The sequence below is a fragment of the Methylocapsa sp. S129 genome (assembly GCF_009765995.1).
Lineage (GTDB): Bacteria > Pseudomonadota > Alphaproteobacteria > Rhizobiales > Beijerinckiaceae > Roseiarcus.
In genome coordinates this window covers 210,839-234,087 of sequence record NZ_LMUI01000011.1, presented here as the reverse complement: position 1 = coordinate 234,087, position 23,249 = coordinate 210,839, and the positions used below count along the sequence as shown (strand labels likewise).

Annotated in this window: 24 protein-coding genes; 15 read left to right on the top strand and 9 right to left on the bottom strand. The window is 64.4% G+C overall.

Going from position 1 to position 23,249, the window contains the following annotated elements:
* Positions 1–127 precede the first annotated feature (127 nt).
* The 3 genes from GSQ90_RS03590 (at position 128) to GSQ90_RS03580 (ending at position 2,180) form a co-directional block, all read left to right on the top strand.
* Entirely contained in the window at positions 128–565 is a 438-nt protein-coding gene (locus GSQ90_RS03590) for an Hpt domain-containing protein (protein WP_158813392.1), read from the top strand.
* Between the two features lie 252 nt (positions 566–817).
* Positions 818–1,138, top strand: a complete 321-nt coding sequence (locus GSQ90_RS03585; RefSeq protein ID WP_158813390.1) for a 2Fe-2S iron-sulfur cluster-binding protein — start codon at positions 818–820, stop codon at positions 1,136–1,138.
* Positions 1,139–1,142: 4 nt separating this feature from the next.
* The gene (locus tag GSQ90_RS03580) at positions 1,143–2,180 is read left to right on the top strand and encodes an NAD(P)/FAD-dependent oxidoreductase (RefSeq protein ID WP_158813388.1); all 1,038 of its coding nucleotides are present in this window, start codon (positions 1,143–1,145) and stop codon (positions 2,178–2,180) included.
* 34 nt (positions 2,181–2,214) lie between these two features.
* Here the strand turns inward: GSQ90_RS03580 and GSQ90_RS03575 are convergent, their stop codons facing one another.
* The gene (locus GSQ90_RS03575) at positions 2,215–3,114 is read right to left on the bottom strand and encodes a LysR family transcriptional regulator (RefSeq protein ID WP_158813386.1); all 900 of its coding nucleotides are present in this window, start codon (positions 3,112–3,114) and stop codon (positions 2,215–2,217) included.
* 101 nt (positions 3,115–3,215) lie between these two features.
* Between GSQ90_RS03575 and GSQ90_RS03570 the strand changes: the two genes are divergently transcribed.
* Together GSQ90_RS03570 and GSQ90_RS03565 are read left to right on the top strand one after the other, a co-directional pair.
* Positions 3,216–4,364, top strand: coding sequence for a TauD/TfdA family dioxygenase (locus GSQ90_RS03570; RefSeq protein WP_158813384.1), 1,149 nt, complete (start codon positions 3,216–3,218; stop codon positions 4,362–4,364).
* Positions 4,361–4,960, top strand: coding sequence for an HD domain-containing protein (locus GSQ90_RS03565; RefSeq protein ID WP_158813382.1), 600 nt, complete (start codon positions 4,361–4,363; stop codon positions 4,958–4,960). The genes GSQ90_RS03570 and GSQ90_RS03565 overlap by 4 nt, the downstream gene beginning before the upstream one ends.
* A gap of 49 nt (positions 4,961–5,009) precedes the next feature.
* On the opposite strand, the gene GSQ90_RS03560 is transcribed toward GSQ90_RS03565, so the two are convergent.
* Positions 5,010–5,573: a methylated-DNA--[protein]-cysteine S-methyltransferase gene (locus tag GSQ90_RS03560; RefSeq protein WP_158813380.1), complete on the bottom strand. Its 564-nt coding sequence runs from the start codon at positions 5,571–5,573 to the stop codon at positions 5,010–5,012.
* A 264-nt stretch (positions 5,574–5,837) separates the two neighbouring features.
* On the opposite strand from GSQ90_RS03560, the gene GSQ90_RS03555 reads away from it, so the two are divergent.
* Complete coding sequence (locus GSQ90_RS03555; RefSeq protein ID WP_158813378.1) at positions 5,838–6,662, top strand: alpha/beta fold hydrolase; 825 nt, start codon at positions 5,838–5,840, stop codon at positions 6,660–6,662.
* A gap of 97 nt (positions 6,663–6,759) precedes the next feature.
* Here GSQ90_RS03555 and GSQ90_RS03550 read toward each other — a convergent pair whose 3' ends face one another.
* Positions 6,760–7,659 carry a LysR family transcriptional regulator gene (locus GSQ90_RS03550; RefSeq protein WP_158813376.1) on the bottom strand — a complete coding sequence of 300 codons (900 nt, stop codon included), beginning with the start codon at positions 7,657–7,659 and terminating at the stop codon, positions 6,760–6,762.
* Between the two features lie 119 nt (positions 7,660–7,778).
* On the opposite strand from GSQ90_RS03550, the gene GSQ90_RS03545 reads away from it, so the two are divergent.
* From GSQ90_RS03545 to GSQ90_RS03530, 3 genes are all read left to right on the top strand, one after another.
* Positions 7,779–8,657 carry an NmrA/HSCARG family protein gene (locus tag GSQ90_RS03545; protein ID WP_158813373.1) on the top strand — a complete coding sequence of 293 codons (879 nt, stop codon included), beginning with the start codon at positions 7,779–7,781 and terminating at the stop codon, positions 8,655–8,657.
* An 81-nt stretch (positions 8,658–8,738) separates the two neighbouring features.
* Positions 8,739–9,653: an alpha/beta hydrolase gene (locus GSQ90_RS03540; protein WP_158813371.1), complete on the top strand. Its 915-nt coding sequence runs from the start codon at positions 8,739–8,741 to the stop codon at positions 9,651–9,653.
* A 148-nt stretch (positions 9,654–9,801) separates the two neighbouring features.
* Positions 9,802–10,017, top strand: coding sequence for a type II toxin-antitoxin system HicB family antitoxin (locus tag GSQ90_RS03530; protein WP_158813367.1), 216 nt, complete (start codon positions 9,802–9,804; stop codon positions 10,015–10,017).
* Positions 10,018–10,142: 125 nt separating this feature from the next.
* On the opposite strand, the gene GSQ90_RS03525 is transcribed toward GSQ90_RS03530, so the two are convergent.
* From GSQ90_RS03525 to GSQ90_RS03515, 3 genes are all read right to left on the bottom strand, one after another.
* Positions 10,143–10,544 (bottom strand): nuclear transport factor 2 family protein, encoded by a 402-nt coding sequence (locus GSQ90_RS03525; RefSeq protein WP_158813365.1) that lies wholly within the window; start codon positions 10,542–10,544, stop codon positions 10,143–10,145.
* Between the two features lie 240 nt (positions 10,545–10,784).
* Entirely contained in the window at positions 10,785–11,288 is a 504-nt protein-coding gene (locus tag GSQ90_RS03520; RefSeq protein WP_158813363.1) for a ferritin-like domain-containing protein, read from the bottom strand.
* Between the two features lie 102 nt (positions 11,289–11,390).
* On the bottom strand, positions 11,391–12,302 hold the full coding sequence (locus tag GSQ90_RS03515; RefSeq protein ID WP_158813361.1) for a hypothetical protein: 912 nt from the start codon (positions 12,300–12,302) through the stop codon (positions 11,391–11,393).
* Between the two features lie 577 nt (positions 12,303–12,879).
* Here GSQ90_RS03515 and alaS point away from each other — a divergent pair.
* Both alaS and GSQ90_RS03505 read left to right on the top strand, forming a co-directional pair.
* Positions 12,880–15,552: an alanine--tRNA ligase gene (gene alaS / locus GSQ90_RS03510; RefSeq protein ID WP_158813359.1), complete on the top strand. Its 2,673-nt coding sequence runs from the start codon at positions 12,880–12,882 to the stop codon at positions 15,550–15,552.
* Positions 15,553–15,565: 13 nt separating this feature from the next.
* On the top strand, positions 15,566–16,711 hold the full coding sequence (locus GSQ90_RS03505; RefSeq protein ID WP_158813357.1) for an alpha-hydroxy acid oxidase: 1,146 nt from the start codon (positions 15,566–15,568) through the stop codon (positions 16,709–16,711).
* A gap of 41 nt (positions 16,712–16,752) precedes the next feature.
* Here the strand turns inward: GSQ90_RS03505 and GSQ90_RS03500 are convergent, their stop codons facing one another.
* Positions 16,753–17,967 carry an NADP-dependent isocitrate dehydrogenase gene (locus tag GSQ90_RS03500; RefSeq protein ID WP_158813355.1) on the bottom strand — a complete coding sequence of 405 codons (1,215 nt, stop codon included), beginning with the start codon at positions 17,965–17,967 and terminating at the stop codon, positions 16,753–16,755.
* Positions 17,968–18,166: 199 nt separating this feature from the next.
* On the opposite strand from GSQ90_RS03500, the gene GSQ90_RS03495 reads away from it, so the two are divergent.
* Entirely contained in the window at positions 18,167–18,445 is a 279-nt protein-coding gene (locus tag GSQ90_RS03495) for a metal/formaldehyde-sensitive transcriptional repressor (protein ID WP_158814204.1), read from the top strand.
* An 8-nt stretch (positions 18,446–18,453) separates the two neighbouring features.
* Complete coding sequence (gene dmeF / locus GSQ90_RS03490; RefSeq protein WP_158813353.1) at positions 18,454–19,683, top strand: CDF family Co(II)/Ni(II) efflux transporter DmeF; 1,230 nt, start codon at positions 18,454–18,456, stop codon at positions 19,681–19,683.
* Positions 19,684–20,150: 467 nt separating this feature from the next.
* On the opposite strand, the gene GSQ90_RS03485 is transcribed toward dmeF, so the two are convergent.
* Both GSQ90_RS03485 and GSQ90_RS03480 read right to left on the bottom strand, forming a co-directional pair.
* Positions 20,151–20,957: an alpha/beta fold hydrolase gene (locus GSQ90_RS03485; RefSeq protein WP_210254807.1), complete on the bottom strand. Its 807-nt coding sequence runs from the start codon at positions 20,955–20,957 to the stop codon at positions 20,151–20,153.
* A gap of 143 nt (positions 20,958–21,100) precedes the next feature.
* A complete protein-coding gene (locus GSQ90_RS03480; protein WP_158813341.1) occupies positions 21,101–21,376 on the bottom strand; it encodes a hypothetical protein in 276 nt (91 codons plus the stop codon).
* A 148-nt stretch (positions 21,377–21,524) separates the two neighbouring features.
* On the opposite strand from GSQ90_RS03480, the gene GSQ90_RS03475 reads away from it, so the two are divergent.
* Both GSQ90_RS03475 and GSQ90_RS03470 read left to right on the top strand, forming a co-directional pair.
* On the top strand, positions 21,525–21,863 hold the full coding sequence (locus GSQ90_RS03475) for a hypothetical protein (protein ID WP_158813339.1): 339 nt from the start codon (positions 21,525–21,527) through the stop codon (positions 21,861–21,863).
* 283 nt (positions 21,864–22,146) lie between these two features.
* On the top strand, positions 22,147–23,229 hold the full coding sequence (locus GSQ90_RS03470; protein WP_158813337.1) for an AraC family transcriptional regulator: 1,083 nt from the start codon (positions 22,147–22,149) through the stop codon (positions 23,227–23,229).
* The last annotated feature ends 20 nt before the right edge of the window (positions 23,230–23,249 follow it).

The following is a 23,249-nucleotide window of genomic DNA, read 5'->3' as shown; positions in this document are numbered from 1 at the left end:
ACGTCGTTAACGGTTCAGTTACCGTAAACGCCGACCATCTGGCTCCTCACGCGTTCCGTAAAGGCTTCGTTTGCGCAACACACCGGAAAATGACGCTTCAACGCGTCTGACATTGAGGAAGCCGGCCATGGTCGCACTTGCTATAAACCATTCTAAATCAAGAGAATACCTGGCCGCGGAGCAGGGCTTTGGCGGCGGCGACGAGGCTTTTGGCGGCCAGGAGGGCGAGCCGGTCATCGATCTCGTGCATCTGTCGCGCCAGACCCTGAGCGATCAGGCGCTGGAGGTGGAGCTTCTCGACCTTTTCGAACGCCAATCGGCGCGAATCGTTGCGCAATTGATGGAGCCGGGCGCGGGCGACGCCAAAACCCGCGGCGATCTCGCCCATACTTTGCGGGGCTCGGCCCTGGCCATCGGCGCCGGCCGGGTCGCCCGGACCGCGCAGGTTTATGAGGCGAGCTGCGCCGCGCCGCCGCGCGGGGCCGCGGCCGGCGCAGCTCTCGCCGCGCTCGCCGCCGCGGTCGCCGAGGCCAGAGCGACGATCGCCCAATTGCTGGGCCACTAGGCAAGGGAACAAGGGCCAAACCCACTTGCAGGCGCGGTCGCGGGCCTCCGGGCGAATGCGAAGCATTCGTCCGCCGCGATCAGCCGAAAACAAAGCGCTTGCGCGCTGAACGCGGCCAACGATCGCGTCTACAAGAAATAGCAAAGCTTGCCGGCGATTTCGGCCTTTCGCTGCGCCGCGCGAGCCTTTAAGAAGGCGCGCGCTGGCCCAAGATTTGCGTTCGTCGGCTCAAGACAGGAAGAAGTCCGCTCCATGATCCACATTACCTATACAGATTCGCAGGGGACATCGCGAACGGTCGAGGCCCAGGAAGGGTCGACGGTCATGGAGACGGCGCTGCGCAACAGCGTTCCGGGCATCGACGCGGAATGCGGCGGCGCCTGCGCCTGCGCCACCTGCCATGTCTATGTCGCGCCCGAATGGACCGAGATCGTCGGCAAACCGTCGCAAATGGAAGAAGACATGCTCGACTTCGCCTTTGAAGTGCGCCCGAGCTCGCGCCTGTCCTGCCAGATCAAGGTGATCCCGGCGCTGGACGGCCTAGCGGTGACGACCCCCGGCAAGCAGGGCTGAAGGCATGACCGAACATATCAAGACGGATGTCGTCATCGTCGGGGCCGGACCGATCGGCATGTTCGCGGTGTTCGAGCTCGGCCTTCTCGACATCAAGGCCCATCTGATCGACATCTTGCCCAAGACCGGCGGCCAATGCGCGGAGCTTTATCCGGAAAAGCCGATCTACGACATTCCGGGCTTCCCGATGGTGACGGGGCAGGGACTGGTCGAAAACCTGACCCTGCAAATCCAGCCGTTTGGGCCGACGTTCCACTTGAACGAAATGGTCGAAGGCCTTGAAGTTCTTGGGACGCCGGAACATCCATCCTTTCGCATCACGACTGACGGCGACAAGGTTTTTGAGGCCAAGGTCGTCATTGTCGCGGCGGGCGGCGGCTCGTTCCAGCCCAAGAAGCCGCCGATCGCCGGCATCGACGATTTCGAGGGCAAAAGCGTCTTCTACGCCGTGCGCAAGATGGAGCACTTTCGCGGCAAGAAGGTGCTGATCGTCGGGGGTGGCGATTCCGCCCTGGACTGGGTGCTCAACCTGCATCCGATCGCCGAGCGCATCACTTTGATGCACCGGCGCGACGCCTTCCGCGCCGCGCCCCATTCGGTCAATGCGATGCGCGAGCTTGTCGCGGCCAAGAAGATGGATTTCGTGCTCGGGCAGGCGACTTCGCTGAAGGGCGAGGGCGGCCATTTGCACGCAGCCACCGTACGCGGCGAGGACGGCAATGTTTTCGACATCGCCTGCGATACGCTGCTGCCGTTCTTCGGCCTGACGATGAAGCTCGGCCCGATCGCTCAATGGGGCCTCAATCTCCACGAAAACCTGGTGCCCGTCGACACCGAGAAATTCGAAACCAACGTGCCGGGCATTTTCGCCATCGGCGACATCAATGCCTATCCCGGCAAGCTGAAACTGATCCTGTCAGGCTTCCACGAAGCCGCACTCGCAGCGCAGAAGGCGTTCCGTTACGTCTATCCCGATAAGAAGCTGCTGTTCCAATATACGACTTCCTCGACGAGCTTGCAGAAGAAGCTCGGGGTGAACTGAGGGGGCGGGCGGGCGCTCGCCGTAAAATCCCGGCTTACGCCCTCGCACCTTTCCCAGCCTCTATCGGCTGCGGATTGACGAGGCACTCGACGAGGGTGCGGCGCTCGGCGAACTCCGGCCGGTTGAGCGCCCATGTGATCCAGTAGCCGCCTTCCATGCGCAGCGACCGGTCAGCCAAGCGCAAGAGCCGACGCGCGTCAATCGCGGCCTGGCAGAGCGCCAGCGACGCCAGCAGAACGCCCGCTCCAGCCTCCGCCGCCGCCAATGCCTGCGCGAAAGTGTCGAAACGGAGCAAGGGCGCCGGCGGCGGCGGCTCGCCCATCGCGTTCGACCAATCCCGCCAGCCTGATCTTGGCCCGGAGGTCGCGATACGCGGCAGCGCCCGCCAGTCGTCCGCGATATCCCTAGCCAGAGCCGGCGACGCGACGGGCGCAAGCTCCTCCGGGAAGAGGCGACGCGCGTCGCGTCCGGGCCAATGGCCTTCGCCGAAACGAATCTCAAAATCAGCGTCCGAGCGCTCATAATCGGGCAGACGCTGGATCGTTTCAAAGGCGAGCTGAACATGCGGAAGACGGCGCGCAATAGGGAGAAGGCGCGGAACGATCCACAGCTCGATGACCGAAGACGACGCTGCGATCGCGATCTTGCGACGCGGCGATTCAAAAAGATTGGCGGCGCTATGCCCGAGCTGCGCGAAAGCGGCCTGCACATGCGGCAGCCACGCCTCTCCCGGCGTCGACAGGCTGACCCCTCGGGCCTGCCGATTGAACAGTTGCGCGCCTAATCGCAATTCCAGATGCCGGATGCGCTGGCTGACGGCGGCCTGCGTGAGCCCCAGCTCGTGGCCTGCGGCGGTAAAACTGCCCAGTCGCGCCGCGGCCTCGAAAACCCGGATCCATTCGAGCGGCGGCAATGTTTGACGATGCTCAGCCATAACGGATTTGATGCCTTCTTATCGATATTCGTTGTTTGTGTTTATGGCTTCTCGCGTCGCATATGTCGAGGACGCTGTCGATGCGCACACAGGAGCAGGGAATGCCGGAGCCATTGGAAATCCTCGACGGGGGCGCCGCCATCGCCCTGACTTTCCCCGGACGCGGCCGGCGGCGCTTCCATGCGATCTGGCTGCGCGACAACGCCTGGGACGAAGCCACCCGCGCGCCAGGCAACGGACAAAAGCTGATCGCGCTGCGCGACATCGCGGCCGCCACCCACATTTCCGCCGCCACGCGCGAGGCGGACCGGCTGCAGGTGACGTTCCAGCCGGAGAACCGGACTATCGCCTATGACATGCGCTGGCTGGCCGACCATGCCTATGATCACGCCGAGCCGCGCGCCTCAGGCTGGACAGCCCCGGCGATCGAGACCTGGGACGCGGGCCTTGGCGCAAGAATCACGCTGGCCGATTTTGGGACTGTCAGCCGCCATCAGGCGGCGTTGGGCGCCTGGCTGCATGGGGTGCGCCGCTACGGCTTTGGCAAGCTCACGGGCGGGCCTGTCGAAAGCGGCGCGCTGCTGCGGGTGGCGGCGCTGTTCGGCTATGTCAGGGAAACCAATTACGGCAAGCATTTCGAGGTCAGGACGGAAGTCAATCCGTCCAATCTGGCTTTCACCGGGCTTGGCCTTCAGGCCCATACGGACAACCCCTACCGCGACCCGGTTCCGACCCTTCAGATTCTCTATTGCCTGGAAAATTCGGCCGAGGGCGGAGAGAACATGGTGGTTGACGGCTTTCGCGCCGCCGAGCGGCTTCGGGAGGAAAACCCGCGCGGCTTTGAGCTGCTGACGCGCTATTGCGCGAGGTTTGAATATGCCGGCGGCGCGGGCGTCTGCCTGCGCGCGCGCCGTCCGATGATCGAACTCGCCCCTGATGGCGAAATGATCGGCATCAGATTCAATAACCGGTCGGCGGCGGCGATCACCGACGTGCCCTATGACGACATGGCCGGCTATTACGCCGCTTACCGGCGGCTGGGAGAAATCATCGACGATCCCGCCATGGAAGTGACTTTCAAGCTTGTTCCGGGCGAATCTTTCATTGTCGACAACACCCGCGTTCTGCATGCCCGCAAGGGCTATTCAGGGGCAGGCTCGCGCTGGCTCCAGGGATGCTATGCGGACAAGGATGGGCTGCTGTCGACCCTCGCCGCCATTGAAACGCAGCAGAAGGAGGCCGCGGAATGACGCCGCCGAAGCACGACGCGCTGTCGCCCGAGACGATCGTCGCTTTCCTCGGCGATATTTTCGAACGCCGCGGCGGCGAGGAATATCTCGGCGAACCGGTGACCATGGCCGAGCATATGTTGCAGGGCGCCTGTCTCGCGGAGCGGCAAGGCGAGGCGGAAATCATCATCGTCGCCGCGCTCCTGCATGACATCGGTCACTTCACCAGCGAGTTCGGCATGTTTTCGATGGAGGATACGCATGACAAACATCACGAAGAGGCCGGCGCGCGGGTGCTTGAACGTTTCTTTCCCAGCCTCGTCACCGACTGCGTGCGCCAGCATGTCGCCGCCAAACGATACATATGCGCGACGGATCCAAACTACTTTGCGCAGCTCTCCGAGGCCTCCGTTCATTCGCTGAAGCTGCAGGCCGGCCCGATGGATTCCGCGGAAGTCGCGGCGTTCCAGAAGCATCCGAACCTCAGGGAAATCGTGCGGGTTCGCCATCTCGACGACGCCGGCAAGATCGCGGGCATGGTCACGCCGGAATTCGCGCATTACGCGCCGATGTTGCAGCGCATTGTCGACGCCCATTGCGGCGTTGGGGCGAACTGACGGACAACGATAACGAGGGCGTTCGTAAAGCGCCGCCCTAATTTCGCGTTCAAAACTCAAACGCGCGCTGCGCTGGCGGCGGTGGCGCGACCTGAACGCCCTCGAGCGCCAGCATCCGCATCTTCGACTCCGATCCCCCCGGCGCGGAGAAGCCGCCGATCTTGCCGCCGGCCGCCAGCACCCTGTGACAGGGGATGATCAGCGCGACCGGATTCCTGGCCATCGCTTGTCCGACATCGCGCGCGGCCTCCGGCCCGGCGCCGACTTGCTTGGCCAAAGCGCCGTAGGTAGTCGTGCGGCCCCAGCCGACCTGCCGCGCCGCCGCGTAGATTTGCGCAAAGAATGCGTCCTGGCCGCCAAGGTCGACCGCGACATGAGAAAAGTCCGTCTCCTCGCCTGCGAAATAGCGCTTCACCGCGGCGATCGCTTCGGCGATTTCGGCAGTCGGCGCGCCAGGTTCCGCGCCGGGCGCCCGGCGCAGCAGAAGGCGTTGGGTCGCCTCGGCGCTTTTCGTCGGCAATTGGAAGCGCGTGACGCCCAAGGCGCTCCAGGCAAGGCCGCAAAAGCCGCTTGCCGTTTCGAAGATAGAATAAAACTGCGCGGCTTGGCCCATCTCGTGGCTCTCATATCTCAATGCGTTCTGAACATTGTGGAGCGGAGGATGAAATTCAACCCGGCTTTCGCGCCAACGCATGGATCGCGGCAAGTTGGGAACTGGGATAGGCTAGGACGCCAATCTCCGTCGGGGCGTCGCTGGTCGCCATTGGCAGTATCGCCTCGAGGAATGTCAGTTTCGCCAATCCGCATTATCGACCATGCGGCCTATCTCTTCCACATTGGAGGCGCTCAGCTCCCAATCAACAAAAGGATCAGCGAGATGCCCACGATCGCCACCAAGGACGGCGTCGAGATTTTTTACAAGGACTGGGGCGCCGGTCAGCCCATCGTTTTCAGCCACGGATGGCCGCTGTCGGCGGACGATTGGGACGCGCAGATGATGTTCTTCGTCGGGAAGGGCTTCCGCGTCATTGCGCATGACAGGCGCGGCCACGGCCGCTCGAGCCAGGTCGGGGGCGGCCACGACATGGATCACTACGCCGACGACCTCGCGGCGTTGACGGCGCATCTTGACCTCAAGAACGCGGTGCATGTCGGCCACTCCACCGGCGGCGGCGAAGTCGTCCATTACATTGCCCGCCATGGCGAAAGCCGCGTAGCGAAAGCGGCGCTCATCAGCGCGGTGCCGCCGCTGATGGTGAAGACGGCGGCCAATCCGGGCGGCCTGCCGAAGGAAGTGTTCGACGGCTTTCAAGCGCAGCTCGCCGCAAACCGCGCGCAATTCTATTACGATGTGCCGGCCGGACCGTTTTATGGCTTCAACAGGCCCGGCGCGAAACCATCGCAAGGCATCATCTGGAACTGGTGGCGCCAGGGCATGATGGGCGGCGCCAAGGCGCATTACGACGGCGTCGTCGCCTTCTCCCAGACCGACTTTACCGAAGACCTGAAGAAGATCGCCGTGCCAGTGCTGGTGATGCACGGCGACGACGACCAGATCGTGCCCTATGCCGATTCTGGACCGCTGTCGGCGAAGCTGCTGAAAAATGGCGTACTGAAAACCTATAAAGGCTTTCCGCATGGCATGCCTACGACCGAGGCCGAAACCATCAACGCCGACCTGCTGGCTTTCATCAAAGGCTAGAAGTTGCGCGGCGCCGGGCCTTCGATCCCGGCGCCAAAGCGCCGATTTTGTCGTCCTGCTTACGATTTACCAATGCGCGTGGAGTCGATGTCTTTCTTCAGGATGGAGGAACGAAGCTCTTCTCCGGAAAGGTCTTTTCCATCACGTCCAGGAATGCGCGCACTTTTGCGCCGATGAGCCGGCGTGAGCTTTGCAGCGCCCAGATTTCCACGGAAGGCGCGTCATGGGCGCCCCAGAGAACAAGCCGGCCCGCCGTAAGATCGTCCGCCACGAGTAGTTTCGGCAGCAACGCGGCGCCGGCGCCAGCCAGCACAGCCTCGCGCACCATCAACAGGGACGAAAGACGCAAGACCGGTTGAGGTCTGAGCACAAGGATGTCCTTCGTCCCGGTTCGTAACCGCCAGACGACGTCAGGAGGCGCGGCGCTCAACAGTACAGCCTTCACCAAAGTTTCCGGCGAACCGTTGGTTGCAGCGGCCGGGCGCGGCACATGGGGCGCCGCCACGATCAATCGCTCGTCGTTCAGGAAGCGGCGGCCAACGAGGCGGTCGTCGGGCGAAGGATCGATCCGGATGATCAGGTCGTAGCCGTCCTCGACCGGATCGACCTTTCGGTCATCGGCGACGATCTCGAGCTGCACCTCGGGATAGGCCAGCGCGAAGCGCGCGCCGATCCGGCCAAGCGCGACATGCGCGAAGACGACCGGCGCGCTGACGCGCAGCCGCCCGCGCGGAGTCGAAGCGCCCAAAACAACCGCCTCGCCCGCTTCGGCGACTTCCGTGAGCGGTCCCTGCGTGCGCTCATGCAGCGTCCGCCCTTCCTCGGTCAGGCGCAACGTTTGGGCGCCGCGCTCGATCAACCTGACGCCCAGACTCTGTTCGAGTTCAGCGACCCGGCGCGACAGCGTCGCCTTCGATCGCCCGGAGAGGCGGCTGGCGCGGCCGAACCCATTATGGGCCGCCACGAGATTGAAATCGGCCAGGGCTTGCAGATCCATCGTGCTGTTCCGAAAATGAGACGTGTTGTCCAGATTATGGCGTCTTCCTTGCGAGAATGGAACGGGTATCTTTCGCCTCAAGGCACACGGCTTTCGCGGCCTTTTGAGGAGTTCTGGTCATGACAATTCTGGTTACCGGCAGCACGGGGACGATCGGGTCCCAGGTTCTCTCCCACTTGCAGGGTGGGGACGTCGAGGTGCGCGCGCTGACGCGCGCGCCTGAGAAGGCGCAAATCCCGACCGGCATGATTCCGGTCCGCGGCGATCTTGCCGATGTGGATTCGATGCGTGCGGCGCTAAAGGGCGTCAGCACGCTGTTCCTGCTGGCGCCGAACGTCGCCGACGAACTGACGCAGACGATGCTCGCACTGACCGTCGCGCGCGAGGCTGGCGTCAAGGGCATCGTCTATCTCTCAGTGTTCAAGGGCGAGACCTATGCCGACGTGCCGCATTTCGCCGGCAAGCACACGGTCGAGCGGATGATCGATGACCTTGGCCTTCCCGCGACGGTGCTGCGCCCGGCCTATTTCATTCAGAACGACCTTCGCCAGAAGGAGCCGTTGCTGACCTATGGCGCCTATGGCGCGCCGATCGGCGCGAAGGGGGTCTCGATGGTCGACATCCGCGACATTGGCGAGGCCGCTGCGATCGAGCTTGCGCGGCGGGAACGGGCGCCCGCGCCGCTGGGCCGCGAGACCTATGCGCTGGTCGGTCCCGACAGCCTGACCGGGGAGGCGATCGCCGCCATTTGGAGCGAAGCGCTCGGCCGCGCCATCCGCTATGGCGGCGACGATCTCGGCCTGCTCGAACAGCGCTTCAAGACCATGCTGCCGAGCTGGCACGCGCTCGACCTGCGGCTGATGTTCGGCCGCTACCAGAGGGATGGCGCGGTGGCGACCGCCGCCGACATCGCCCACCTCACGGCCTTGCTTGGCCGGGCGCCGCGCTCGTACCGCGATTTTGCGCGAGACGCTGCGGCTCAGTGGGCCAGGGGCTGAGGCCAGACGATACATCGCCGCTTTCCGGCCGCGTGGCGGCGTAGCGGCGCCGGGACGACCAACCAGAACAGGAGAAATATCATGACCATCATCCATCCCCTATCGTCGCAGGACGCCCCCGCCGTCGCGGCGATGCGGCAGGCCGCCGCCGCCCACAAGGGCGAGATTCTCGGCCCGGACGCGCGACCGATGTTCGACGCCATGCTCGCCACGACGCCCGCCGCCGACCATGTGCGGCTGGAGCCGGGAACTGTCGGCGGCGTCCCCGGCTTTTGGGTCCGCCCGGCTAACGCCCAACCCGGCGCACGCCTGCTCTATGTGCACGGCGGCGGCTATGTGCTGGGCTCGGCCGCGGCGTTTGGCAATTTCGCGGGCCAGATCGCCGCGCGCGGCGGCGCGGACGCCTTTCTGCCAGACTATCGGCGCGCGCCCGAACACGCCTTTCCGGCCGCCATCGACGATGCGGTCGCGGCGTACAAAGGCCTCGTCGCGGAAGGCGCCGAGAAGATCGTGATCGCGGGCGATTCCGCCGGCGGCGGCCTGACGCTCGCGCTGCTGTCGATCCTCGCCGGCGAACGGGCGCAGGGCGCTCGGCAGCCGCTCGGCGCGGCGGTCATGTCGCCCTGGACCGACCTCGCTTTGACCGGCGCCAGTATGGAAAGCCGCGCCGAGGCGGATCCGATCTTCACCCGCGGCGTGCTCGCAGCCTTCGCCGATTCCTATCTGCAGGGCCGTGATGCCGCCGACCCCAAGGCGTCGCCGCTTTATGCGGCGCTCGCAGGCTTGCCGCCGATCCGCATCGACGTCGGCGACGATGAATTGCTGCTCGACGATTCCCGGCGCTACGCCGAGCTGGCGCGCGCGGCGGGCGTTGACGTCACGCTGTCGGTCTGGACCGGCATGCCGCATGTCTTCCAATCCAGCCTCGGCCACTTTCTCGCCGCCGAACAGTCGGTGGACGCGATCGGCGGGTTCTTACGGGAACGGCTCGGCTAATCCGCGCTGTCCGGCGCGGGACGACCGGCGCGCCTTCGTTGTCGATTGCATTTTCTGATATCTTCCACCGTCCGCATCCAGACAAAGAGGCCTCGGGATATCAAGTCAGGCAAGCCAGGGATTTCCTGGCGCAAATTGGAGTCAGGCCATGAGCGCCATGCGCCACAAGAGCTATGCCGCCCACATCGAATATGACGACGAGGACGGCATTTTTCACGGCAAGATTGCCGGCATCGATGACGTCGTCAGCTTCCACGCCACCAATGTGGGCGATCTGCGAGCCGCCTTTCGCGAGGCGGTCGCGGACTACATGGCGACCTGCGCCAGGATCGGCAAGCCGCCGCAGAAAGCGTTCTCCGGATAGATGATGCTGCGCGTCGATCCGGAGATACACACCATTGCTGCGCGAAGCCATCAAGGCAACCGCTTCGCGGGTGCTTCGCGCGCTTTGATTGCTTCCCGCGCCGACGAGATGGCGTCAGCCCAGCCTCACCCTGCCGATCCAGCCCCGCCCGCCAGCCGCGCCCCCATCGCCTGATGGATCGCCTGGATTGCTTTCAGCGGCCGCACCATCACCTTGAAGCTTTCGATCTCGCCCGCCGCGTTCCAGCCGATGAAATCGGCGCCGTTGATTTTGACGCCGTCGATAATTGTGAAAAACTCCAGCACGGCGGAGCTTTCGCCGATCCATTCCTCGCCATAGCGGAAGGCGTCGCCGCCGAGCACGGCGAGGGCGGCGGTCAGATATTTCAACGTGATCGGCTTGCCGCGCTGCGGCGTGCGGACCACCGGCGAGGTGAACACGACATCGTCGGCGAGCAGGGCGTCGAGGCCCGCCATGTCGCGGGACTTGGCGATTGCCTTCCAGCGTTCGATGGCGGGAGGCGGCATGGGTCGTTCCCTCAGGTCGCGGCGCGGCGGGATCGCCGCATTGGCCGCGCGCGCCACGCTATCGGCTTCTGCCGGGCAAGGCCATAAGACGCGCCAGCGGTCATTGCGCTGCGACTCGAAGAGCGCGTCTTATGGATCGTTGCGCGAACAAGGAGCATCCCCTCGTTCGCGCACCGATGTCGCGCATCTCAAGCATGGGTGAGGGCGACACATGGCCGCCGCCCACTTCGCCAGTCGTCGTCAAGCGGCCATCTTCGTCATCGCCATTTTGTCGACCTTGCTGGCCCCAATCTGGTTCAGCAATTGATCCGCCTTCATTTCCTCCTGCAGCGTTTCGTTCAACAGGCTGGCGGCCTTCGGCATGCCGAGCTGTTTCGCCCAGGCGATGAGCGCGCCATAGCGCGCCATCTCGTAGTGCTCGACCGCTTGTCCCGCCGCGACCAGACCCGTCTCGATCGAAGCGCTTTCGCCGAAATCTTCGATCGTCTCCTCACCTTCCGCGATGATGCCGTTGATCGCTTCGCAGGCTTTGGTTTGCGGGCGCTTGCCGATCATTTCGAACACTTGCTCGAGGCGCTCGATATGGCCTTGCGTCTCTTCGCGATGCGCGGTGAAGGCCTGCTTCAACTCGGGGACTTTTGTCGCCTTGGCCATCTTGGGCAAGGTTCGATAGATTTTCTTTTCGGCGAAATAGATGTCTTTCAACTGTGCAAGAAACAAGTCATTGAGTGTTTTCTCAACCATGAGGAATCTCCTTTTTAAGAACACCCGGGATTACGTCCGGCGGAGCGCTATGGTTCCTGCGGTTCCTGCACCGCCGGCGTTCTTTTGTCGCGAAGCAGAGGGCTAACCCGTCATCGGGAGATCGTCGCGGATGCGTCCGCCCACAGTCGCCATGTAGCTGGCGGAAAACGCGCCGACCAGGAGCGATATGAAGGCCCAGAGCGCGACATAGACGCCCGTTTTGCGCGCCGCTTCGGCGGCCGTTTTGGCGGCGTCGATCGCCTTGTCCTTCGCGCTCTTGGCCTGGCCCACGACGTCGGACACGCGCTTTTCCGCGTCCGCCTGGCTCAGGCCGGTTCGGGCGGCGACGACCTGCGCGACATAGGTCTTGTCCGCGGCGGGCATATCGCCGGACAAGGCGTCCGTGGCGAGAATGCGTTTCATCTCGCCTTGCGACGCGGTCGAATCTCCGGGGGCGGCCGGATGATCGGTGCGAAAGAGCATGTCGGTAAAATAGGCGGTCGGGTCGCTGGCGTTCGAAGCCGCCCGGCCTGCGAGTTCGGAGGCCGGTCCGGCGGCGGCGCTTCCGGCGGCCTGCGCCACTGAAGCGCCGGCATGAGCGACGCCGCTCGCGACCGAGGACGCGGCGGAGGTCAACAGCAAGGCGGTGATGACCGCGCCGACGGCCCAGACAATCAGGCCATGCGCGGTATCGCGAAAATAGACTTCATCGGTGTGGACGCTGACCCAACGTGCGCGCAGCCGACCGGCGAGATAGCCGCCGACGCCGGAGGTGAACAGTTGAACCGCTATGAACCATGCCGCCGCCAGCATGCCGAACGTTGCGACGGAGACGTTGGCGTTCGACCACGGCGAAACGGAGACCAGTCCCAGACCTGCGCCCAGCATGAGAAGCGCGAGCGACAAAGCCGAAGCGACCATCGCGCCCGCGATGATCGCCGGCCACGAAACGCCCGAAGACGCCGCCTCGTTACCGTCTGGCGCGGCGCGCGAAATAAATCTTGAATCCGTCATGGCAATCTCCAAATATTCGCGCGACCATTGGTCGCAAAAACCCACCTCAGTGGAAGAAAAGTGCAAGAATAATGATAACCGGGATCGGCACGCCGATAAGCCAAAGCAAGATTCCGCGACCCATAGGGTTTCTCCGTTGCTGTGCATTGCCCATAAAACGGGCGCCGGCGGAATTCGTTCCCAGTCATTTCGCACCTTTCTCATTTTTCGCGGAAGCTTCATCAACGAGGCGGCGCCCGACCGCGCGGCGACGTCGAACGGCTTTCGCGCGCCATTGATACTCCGCTCAGTGGGCGCCTCAGCGCTGCCCTGATCCCGGGGCATCGCGATCCGCTTCATCGCCGCCTCTCTCGACGGCGCGCAGCGGAACGCTCCCGTCGCCTCCAACACGGTATTTCTGATAAAGAGAACATCGCGCGGGCAGGAGGGCCGCGCTAAACGCGCGATCCGTCGGAAGGGCCGATTTGCGCTGTCGAATTTCGATGGGAGCCTGAAGAGAAGCGCGCCGCGCGCGGTCCCGCTTCCAATTCCTTCAATTCATGCTGTAGAAGGAAATCATCCGTCAAAGCGAGGGTTCATGAGCGGCGTCAGCGAGATCAGGTCGGCCTTCACCGGCTATTTCAACAAGCACGGCCACGAGATCGTGCCGTCGAGTTCGCTCGTGCCGCGCAACGATCCGACCCTGATGTTCACCAATGCCGGCATGGTGCAGTTCAAGAACGTCTTCACCGGCGTCGAAAAGCGCCCCTACAGCCGCGCCACCACTTCGCAAAAATGCGTGCGGGCGGGCGGCAAGCATAACGACCTCGACAATGTCGGCTATACCGCGCGCCACCATACGTTTTTCGAAATGCTCGGCAATTTCTCGTTCGGCGATTATTTCAAGCCGCAAGCGATCGAACTTGCCTGGAACCTGATCACCAAGGAGTTCGGGCTGGCCAAAGACCGCCTCTGGGTGACGGTCTATCACGACGACGACGCGGCGTTCGATCTGTGGAAAAGCATCGCCGGCCTGCCGGAATCGCGCATCATCCGCATCGCGACCTCAGATAATTTCTGGGCGATGGGCGATACGGGGCCTTGCGGTCCCTGTTCGGAGATTTTCTACGATCACGGCGATCATATTCCCGGCGGCCCGCCAGGCTCGCCCGACGCCGACGGCGACCGGTTCATCGAGATATGGAATCTCGTGTTCATGCAGTTCGAGAGCCTGCCGGGCGGCGAACGCATCAACCTGCCGCGCCCCTCGATCGACACCGGCATGGGCCTTGAGCGCATCTCCGCGGTGCTGCAGGGCGTCCACGACAATTACGACATCGACCTGATGCGCGCGCTGATCCTGGCGAGCGCCGCCGCGTCCGGCGTCGATCCCGACGGGCCGCATAAGGTCTCGCATCGCGTGATCGCCGATCATTTGCGCGCTTCGTCCTTCCTCGTCGCCGACGGCGTGCTGCCTTCCAACGAGGGGCGCGGTTATGTCCTGCGCCGCATCATGCGCCGCGCGATGCGCCACGCGCAGCTCATCGGCGCGAAAGAGCCGCTGATGTGGCGGCTCGTCCCCGCGCTGGTGCGCGAAATGGGCCAGGCCTTTCCCGAACTGATCCGCGCCGAAGCGCTGATCGCCGAGACGCTCAAGCTCGAAGAGACGCGTTTTCGCGCGACGCTGGTGCGCGGCCTCGCCATATTGGAGGACGAGACGCGCGATCTGGGCGCCGGCGCCAAATTGCCCGGCGAAGTCGCGTTCAAGCTCTACGACACCTTCGGCTTTCCGCTCGACCTCACGCAGGACGCCCTGCGCGCGCGAGGTTTGAGCGTCGACACGGACGGCTTCGCATCCGCGATGGAGCGCCAGCGCGCCGAGGCGCGCAAGGCCTGGTCCGGCTCGGGCGAGGCGGCGACCGAAACGGTGTGGTTCGGCCTGCGCGAGCGGCTCGGCGCGACGGAGTTTCTTGGCTATGAGACCGAGGCCGCCGAAGGCGTCGCGCTCGCCATTCTCAAAGACGGCGCCGAGGTGCAGAGCCTTGGCGCCGGCGAGAAGGGCGCGCTGATTCTCAACCAGACGCCGTTCTATGGCGAATCGGGCGGCCAGGTCGGCGACACCGGCACGATCCTGGGCGCCAAATTCCGCGCCCGTGTGACGAACACGCATAAGAAACTCGGCGATCTCTTCATCCATGACATCGAGATCGAAGAGGGCGAACTGATGCTCGGCATGGCGCTTGAACTGAAAGTCGATCATGCGCGCCGCCTCGCCATTCGCGCCAATCATTCGGCGACGCATCTGCTGCACGAAGCCTTGCGCATGGTGCTGGGCGATCATGTCGCGCAGAAGGGTTCGCTCGTGTCGCCCGACCGGCTGCGCTTCGACATCGCCCATCCCAAGCCCGTGACGGCGGCCGAATTGACGCAAGTCGAAGACATCGCCAATCGCATGATCCTGCAGAACGAGCTGGTGGTCACGCGCCTGATGGGCGTCGATGAAGCGCGCGCTTCTGGCGCCCGGGCGCTGTTCGGCGAGAAATATGGCGATGAAGTGCGCGTTGTGTCGATGGGGACGATCGAAGGCGGCGACAATGGCGAGCGGCCCTATTCGATCGAACTTTGCGGCGGCACCCATGTCGCGCGCACCGGCGACATCGGCCTCGTCTCGATCACCGGCGAAAGCGCGGTGGCGGCAGGCGTGCGCCGCATCGAGGCGCGCACCCGCGATGGCGCGCGCAAGCGGCTCAACGAAGAAGCGCATGCGCTCGCCGAAATCGCCGCCACGCTGCGCACGCCGGTCGCCAAAGTGGGCGAACATCTCAACGCGCTGATCGAGGAGCGCCGCAAGCTTGAGCGTGAATTGAGCGATGCGCGGCGCAAGCTGGCGATGGGCGGGGGCGGTGGGTCCGCCGGCGCCGATGCGGTGCGCGATGTCGGCGGCCTGAAGCTCTATGCGCGCGCGGTCAGCGGCGTCGAAATGAAAGACCTCAAATCGATGGCCGACGAGGCCAAGCAGAGCATCGGCTCGGGCGTCGTCGCCATTGTCGCGCTCGCCGAGGACGGCAAGGCGAGCGTCGTCGTCGCGGTCACCGCCGATCTCGTCGCGCGCCATAGCGCCGTCGATCTCGTGCGTCTCGCTTCGGCGGCGCTGGGCGGCAAGGGCGGGGGCGGGCGCCCCGATATGGCGCAGGCGGGCGGCCCCGACGGCGCCAACGCCGAAGCGGCGCTGGCGGCGATCGAAGCCGCGCTGCGCGACAAAGCGGCCTGAACGGGAATCCACGATGAACCTCGCACGCGCCATCAATATCGCGGACCTGCGTCTGGCCGCCAAGCGACGGCTGCCGCGCATTCTGTTCGACTGGATCGACGGCGGCGCGGGCGATGAGGCGGCGCTGGCGCAGAGTCTGGCCCAGTTCGCCGCGGCGCGCCTGATGCCGCGCTATCTCCTCGACGTATCGAAGCTCAGCCTCGCCAAGACCCTGTTCGGCCGCACCTATGATGTGCCGTTCGGCGTCGCGCCGGTCGGGCTCGCGGGCATGTTCTGGAGCGGCGGCGAGATCGCGATGGCGGAGGCGGCGCGCCGCGCCAACGCGCCCTTCATCCTCTCGGGCACTTCGATCGCCAGCATCGAGGAGGCGGCCAAAATTGCGCCGGAGCATGTCTGGCACCAGCTCTATCCCAGCCGAGACATCGCGGTGAGCCGCGATATCATCGCGCGCGCCGGGGCGGCTTCCGCGCAGGCGCTCGTCGTCACCGTCGATCTTCCCGTGCAGGCCAAGCGCGAGCGCGACATCCGCAACGGATTCGCGCTGCCGATTCGCTATGACGCGCGCCTGATCCTCGATGGGCTGCTGCATCCCGCCTGGTCGCTGCAATGGCTCGCCAACGGCGGCATGCCGCGCATGGGCAATTGGGCGCCTTATGCCGGCGAGGGCGCGAGCCCGACCAAAATTGCTGAATTCTCGCGCGCCCAGAGCTTTTCGCCGCAGACCTGGGACCATCTCGACCAATATCGCAAATGGTGGGGCGGCAAGCTGGTCGTCAAGGGATTGCAGCATCCCGACGACGCCAAGCGCGCGCTGGCGGCGGGCTGCGACGGGATCATCATTTCCAATCACGGCGGGCGCCAGTTCGATCGCGGGCCGACGCCTCTCGATTCGCTGCCGGCGATCAAAGACGCCGTCGGCGACAAGATGGCGGTGATGCTCGACGGCGGCGTGCGCCGCGGCGCCGACATTGCGGTGGCGCTGGCCAGCGGCGCCGATTTCGTCTTCTGCGGCCGCGCCATTCTCTACGGCGTCGCGGCGGCGGGACTGCCCGGCGCGACGCGCGCGTTCGACATCTTGCGCGACGAGCTTAGCCGCACGATGGGACAGATCGGGCGGGTGAAGATCGAGGAGCTGGATAAGGACGCGCTGGCGCGGTAGGCGGCGAAATCGACCTTCTCCCGCGAAGCGGGAGAAGGGGATTATGCAGCCATCGCCGCCTTCAAATTCGCGTCGACCTTGTCCAAAAATCCCGTCGTCGACAGCCATTTCTGTTCGGGGCCGACCAGCAGCGCGAGATCTTTCGTCATAAAGCCCGCCTCGACCGTATCGACGCAGACCTTTTCCAGCGTCGCGGCGAAACGGCCGAGATCGGCATTGTCATCGAGCTTGGCGCGATGGCTGAGGCCGCGCGTCCAGGCGAAGATCGAGGCGATCGAATTGGTCGAGGTCTCGCGGCCCTTCTGATATTCGCGGTAGTGGCGGGTCACCGTGCCATGGGCGGCTTCGGCCTCGACCGTGCGTCCGTCGGGCGACAGCAGCACGCTGGTCATCAGGCCGAGCGAGCCATAGCCCTGCGCCACCGTGTCCGACTGCACGTCGCCGTCATAGTTCTTGCAGGCCCAGACGTAGCCGCCCGACCATTTGAGCGCCGAGGCCACCATGTCGTCGATCAGGCGATGCTCATAGGTGATGCCGGCGGCGGTGAATTTGGCCTTGAAATCGGCCTGATAGACTTCCTCGAACAGATCCTTGAAGCGGCCGTCATAGGCTTTGAGAATCGTGTTCTTGGTCGAGAGATAGACCGGATATTTGCGCATCAGGCCGTAGTTGAGCGAGGCGCGCGCGAAATCGCGGATGGAATCGTCGAGATTGTACATCGCCATCGCGACGCCCGAGCCCGGGAATTTGAACACTTCCTTCTCGATGACCTTGCCGTCCTCGCCTTCAAAGCGGATGGTCAGCCGGCCCTTGCCCGGAATCCTGAAATCGGTCGCCTTATATTGATCGCCGAATGCGTGGCGGCCGACGACGATCGGCTGCGTCCAGCCGGGCACGAGGCGCGGCACATTCTTGCAGATGATCGGCTCGCGGAAGATGACGCCGCCGAGGATATTGCGGATCGTGCCGTTGGGGCTCTTCCACATTTCCTTGAGCTTGAATTCCTCGACGCGCGCCTCGTCGGGCGTGATCGTCGCGCATTTGACGCCGACGCCGCAGGCCTTGATCGCCTCGGCCGCGTCGACCGTGACCTTGTCGTTGGTCGCGTCGCGATGTTCGACGCCCAGATCGAAATATTGAAGGTCCACGTCGAGATAGGGGTGGATCAATTTATCGCGAATCGAATGCCAGATAATCCGGGTCATTTCGTCGCCGTCGATTTCAACGACCGGGTTCTTGACCTTGATCTTAGCCATGGATCGCGTGCCTTTCATGGGGACGGGTTGTGCGGTGCAGCGGGAGCTTAAGCGCCTATAGCATTGGGCGCGGGAGAGGCAAAGCGGCGCGGAGGAAATCGCCGATCCCACGCGATCAACCCTGGTTGAGCGCCGCGGCTCGCGGGCTGCTTGTTTTTTGTGCGGTTGAATAGGATGGGGGGCTATGCTATATCGCGGCATGTCCCATACGATCCGCGAAAAACAAAAGCTGCTCGCCCGCGTGCGCCGCATCCGCGGCCAGGTCGAGGCGATCGAGCGCGCCCTGGAGGGGGAGGCGGGTTGCGAGCCGGTGATGCATCTGATCGCCGGCGCGCGCGGCGCAATGGCGGGGCTGATGGCCGAGGTCGTCGAGGATCATGTGCGCGAGCACCTCGTCGACGCCGAGCGCCATCCCGGCGCGCTGAACAAAGAGGCGGCCGAGCAATTGCTCGGCGTCGTGCGCTCCTATTTGAAATGAGGCCGATCATGACGACCAGCACTATGGCGCCCGCGCATAGCCACATGTTTCTTGGCGCGGATCATGAGAAGAGCGAACGCAAGACCTGGGCGGTGATTGCTCTCTGCGGCGCCATGATGATCGCCGAGATCGTCGGCGGCCTGATGTTCGGTTCGATCGCGCTCATCGCGGATGGTCTGCATATGAGCACGCATGCGGGCGCGCTGCTGCTCGCCGCGCTCGCCTATACCTATGCGCGCAAACATGCCGGCGACGCCCGCTTCACCTTCGGCGCCGGCAAGCTCGGCGATCTCGCCGCCTTCGCCAGCGCCGTCATCCTCGCGATGATCGCGCTGCTGATCGGCTATGAAGCCGTCGCGCGCTTCCTGGCTCCCGCGCCGATCGATTTCGCTGAGGCGATCCCGATCGCTTGTCTAGGTCTGGCGGTGAATGTCGCGAGCGCCTGGCTGCTGAGCGGAGACGGCCATTCTCATGGTCACGGCCACAGCCATGCGCATGGTCATGCCGTGGCGCATGACGAGACGCATCGCATTGCGACTGAAGACGGCGACGTCATTCTTGAGGTGTTCGAGGATGGCGTACCGCCGCGCTTCCGGCTGCGCGCGCCAAGCCGCCCCGCTCTGTCCGCGCAGGCGGCGTCCGTCGAGACCGTGCGCCCGGATGGCGCGCGCCGGCTTTTTGCGATGGCGGATCGCGGCGCCTATCTCGAATCTGTCGACGAAATCCCCGAGCCGCATGCTTTCGCCGCGCATGTGCGGCTCGGCGAACAGGTCTATTCCGTCGCTTTTGAAGAGCATGAGCACGCGCATGGCGCGGCGGCGCGCGACAATAATATGCGCGCCGCCTTGACCCATGTCATCGCCGACGCCGCCGTCTCCGTGCTGGTCATCGTCGGCCTGCTGTTCGCCAAGCTTTTTGGCTGGCTGTGGATGGACCCGCTCGCCGGCCTGATCGGCGCGTTCGTCATCGCGAGCTGGTCCTGGACCCTCATCCGCGACGCCGGCGCCGTTCTCCTCGATATGAATCCGGACCCGCATCTCGCGGCTGATCTGCGCGAGACGATCGAGAGCGACGGCGACCGTCTCGCCGATCTCCACCTCTGGCGCCTCGGGCCGGGGCATCTTGGCGCGATTGTCTCGGTGGTGACAAGGCGCGCGAGGAGTGTGGAATATTACCGGAGGCTTCTCGCGCGGTTTCGCGGGCTGTCGCATGTGACGATCGAGATCAATGCGGGGTAGGGGCGGGGGCTCGGCCCAATTTCTCGCTTCCGCACGAGGGTTGGCGTGAGCACACATCTTGCGGAGGCCACATCGGCCCGTCGTTATCAAGCGGCTGCGCCGCTGCTTCACTTCGTTTCGCCCCTTGCCGGACGAATGCTTCGCATTCGCCGAGGGATGACAACGCCGATCCGATGCGGCCTTTGGCTATCCATAGTCTTTGCTGACCAAAGTCGGCCTGAGGCCGTCTTTGCGCAGCAAAGACTATGGAAAGCCTAAAGCCTGAGCCGCGCGGACCCGTCAAGCCTCGCGAGCGGAGCGAGCGACCCGCGCAGCGGGCTTGGGCTTTACGGGGAGCACGACTCAGGCACGCAACCAGTTGAGCGCAAACGGCGCGGCGCGCGCACGGTATTTCGAGATGTGTGCTCACGCTGGCCCATAAGGAGGAGTAAATCTTCGGCGTCCCGTTAATTTCCTCCTCGGGCGCTCTAACTCTCCCGCATGAACCGCAGGATGTCGGCGTGCAGGCGGTCCATATGGGTGAACATCAGGCCGTGCGGCGCGCCCTCGTAGATGTGGAGCTGGCAGCCGGGGATGAGCTCGGCTGAAGGTTTTCCGGTGATCTCGACGGGCATCGAGCGATCGCGGTCGCCATGAATCAGTAGCGTGGGAACCTTGATCCGCCGCATCTCGGCGCGAAAGTCCTCTTCCACCATGGCGCGGCTGCAGGCCAGCGCCGCCGGAATGGATATCTGCAGCAGAGTGGCGCCCCAGCGCATCATCGCCGGCGACGTCTCCGGGATGAAGAACGGCGCGATATTGTCGGCGACCCATTTGGGATAGTCCCGCCGCCATTGCGCCCAGAGCGCCTCGAAGCCGGCGAGGGGGACGCCATTCGGATTGTCGTCCGTCTTGAGCAGCATTGGCGTTGTCGACCCCAGCAGCACGATGCGCGCCACCCTTTTGCTTCCATGCCGGGTGAGGTAGCGCACCGCCTCGCCGCCCGCCATCGAATGGGCGATCAGGGTGACATCCGAGAGGTTGAGCGCATCGATGAGCGTCGCGATATCGTCGGCGAAAGTGTCGTAATCATAGCCGCCGGCCGGCTGATCGGAACGGCCATGACCGCGCCGGTCGAAGCCGATGCAGCGGAAGCCCTGTTCGGCGAAAGCGGCGATCTGGTAGTCCCACATCTGGCTGCCGCAGCCCAGGCCGTTCAGGAACAGGATCGGCGCGCCCTGTCCCCATTCCCGCCAGTAAAGTTGCGTGTCGTCTTTTGTCGCGATGAAGGGCATCTCGTTCTCCTCGACAAGGGTTGTTGGCATTTGTCGATAGAACGGATCATGGCGAGGCGGGGGAGGCGGGTCGATGACCTCGCAGGTCAAAAAAGCGCGGGCGGCGCCGGCAAATTGGAGGTCCGCTGAACGGCGCTATTTCGTCACTTATCCTGCGCCGGACGGTTGGCGGGCGGAAAGAGACCGAGGGAATCGTGGACCCAGAGCGCGGCGATGCCTTCTTTCTCGCAGAGCGCGAGCGCGTCGAGAAAGGCCTGCGCCACGGGCTCGCTCATCTCGTCCATCATGGCGTGACCCAAAGCGAGATCGACGGGAACGACACAGGCGCGCACCGCGCCGTCCTGCAATTTGAACACGCGCAGTTCGAACACTTCCTCGCCGGGGGCGGCGTCCTGCCGATGCTCGATGATGCGGGTCATGGGCTGTCCTTATCGGCCGCGCGATTCTCATTCTAGCAGAAGCGGGGAGGCGGTTCCGAGTTTTTCGTCGAACGCCGGCTTTCCGGCCTCGCGCATTTGACGGGTGCGGCGGCGATGCTAGGGGTGGGCCGACAGGAGAATCGGCCCCATGAGTCTTTCGGCCCTGCTGCAGCTTGCAGCCTCGACGGCGATCTATGTGCTCGCGGCGGGCAGCGCCAAATCCTGGGCTTTGGCGCCCAGTCTCGCCAAGATCGCGCTGACGCTCGCGCTTTATTCGGTCGGCAATCTCATCATGCTGCGGCTCGTCCGCACTTTCGGCATGTCGGCCGCCTTCAGCCTGACGGCGGTGATCCAGCTCGTCGCGATCAACGCCGTGGCGATCCTGGTGTTCGGCGAAAAGCTCGGGCGGATCGAGGGGATCGGCGTCGCGCTGGCGATTGTCTCTGTCACCCTCATCATGCTCGGCCCGGCGCTGAGCCGGCCGTGACGGGGCGGGCGGCGCGCCGCCGCGCCGGCAACCGCCGACCACAAGCTGAAACCGCCTTGTCGCGCCATTAGCGTGTCTTAACCAAAGGGTGCGCTTCAGGAAGCCGCCGCCGTAAACTCTGGCTTGTCCGGAACCCAAAATCGTCGCAGATTGGGCCTGAACGGACGGCTCCAGGGGATGTCGGTTTAACCCGCGTGGCGGAAGGGACGCCCCAAGAGTGAATAGCGCGGGTTTTATCGCTCTCGATGATGGCTGTCGCGGCGCGGCTGTCGGACTGTTTTTGATGATCGCCGCCGTTCTGCTGCGGGATCGCGCTAACAGCGCAGCCGTTCGTTTGAGCATCGCGTTGTATGTCTGCGCGATCGCTTATGCGATCCGTGAGGCGCCGACGTTCCCGCGGCCGTGGCCATGGTGGAGTCTGCCGCTGGCGGTAGTCGGCTGGGGTTCTCCGGTCGTCTTCTGGTTATGGGCGCGGGCGACTTTCGATGACGAATTTGCCCTCCGGCGCTGGCACGCGGGGCTGTGGGCGGCCTTGGTCGGCCTGGGTTTCTTGGCCTGGAAGGGCGGGGCGATATGGCCCTCGCTGGGTATGGCGAGCGATCGAGCCGAGGCGCTCGCGGAGCTTGTCCTGGCGTTGCTGGCTGTCTCGCAGACCTTCGCGACCTGGCGAGCCGATTTGGTGGCCGGACGGCGTCGGCTGCGGATCGTGGTTTTGATTGGCGCGCTTGCCTATACCGTGGCTTGGCCACTTTCCGATCTGTCGATAAGGTTGATGGCTTCCGGTTCGCTTATGGGCAGCCTCGTCGATGCCTTCGGTCTCTGCGTCTTGGCGATGGTCAGCGCTTGGAGCCTACTTCAAGCCGAGGGGCGCGATCAAGGCGCCCCGCTCGTTTCCGCGCTCGGCGATGGCCTTGATGAAACAAGGCCGATCATTCCCGCTGGAGAGGACGGGCGCTCTTCGGTTGAGCCCTCTCTTTTGCGCCGCCTGGAGCGCCTGATGACGGCTGAGCGCGCCTATCGTCAGGAGGGGCTGACCATCGGCTCTCTCGCCGGGCTGATGGGCGTGCCGGAATATCGGCTGCGCCAGATCATCAACGAAGGCCTCGGTTGCCGCAATTTCAGCGCCTTTCTCAACCGCTATCGGATCGACGAGGCCAAGACGGCTCTCGCTGATTCCGGCCAAAAAGACGTGCCGGTTTTGACCATCGCCATGGATTCCGGCTTCCAGTCGCTCGGCCCCTTCAACCGCGCCTTCAAGGCCGACACCGGCCTGACGCCGACCGAGTTTCGCCGCCTCGCGCTCGCCAAAGCGCCGTCCAAACCGTTGAGCGAAACAAGGAATTTCGAAATCGGCGAGGCGCGTTGAGAAATCGGCGAGCCGTTTTC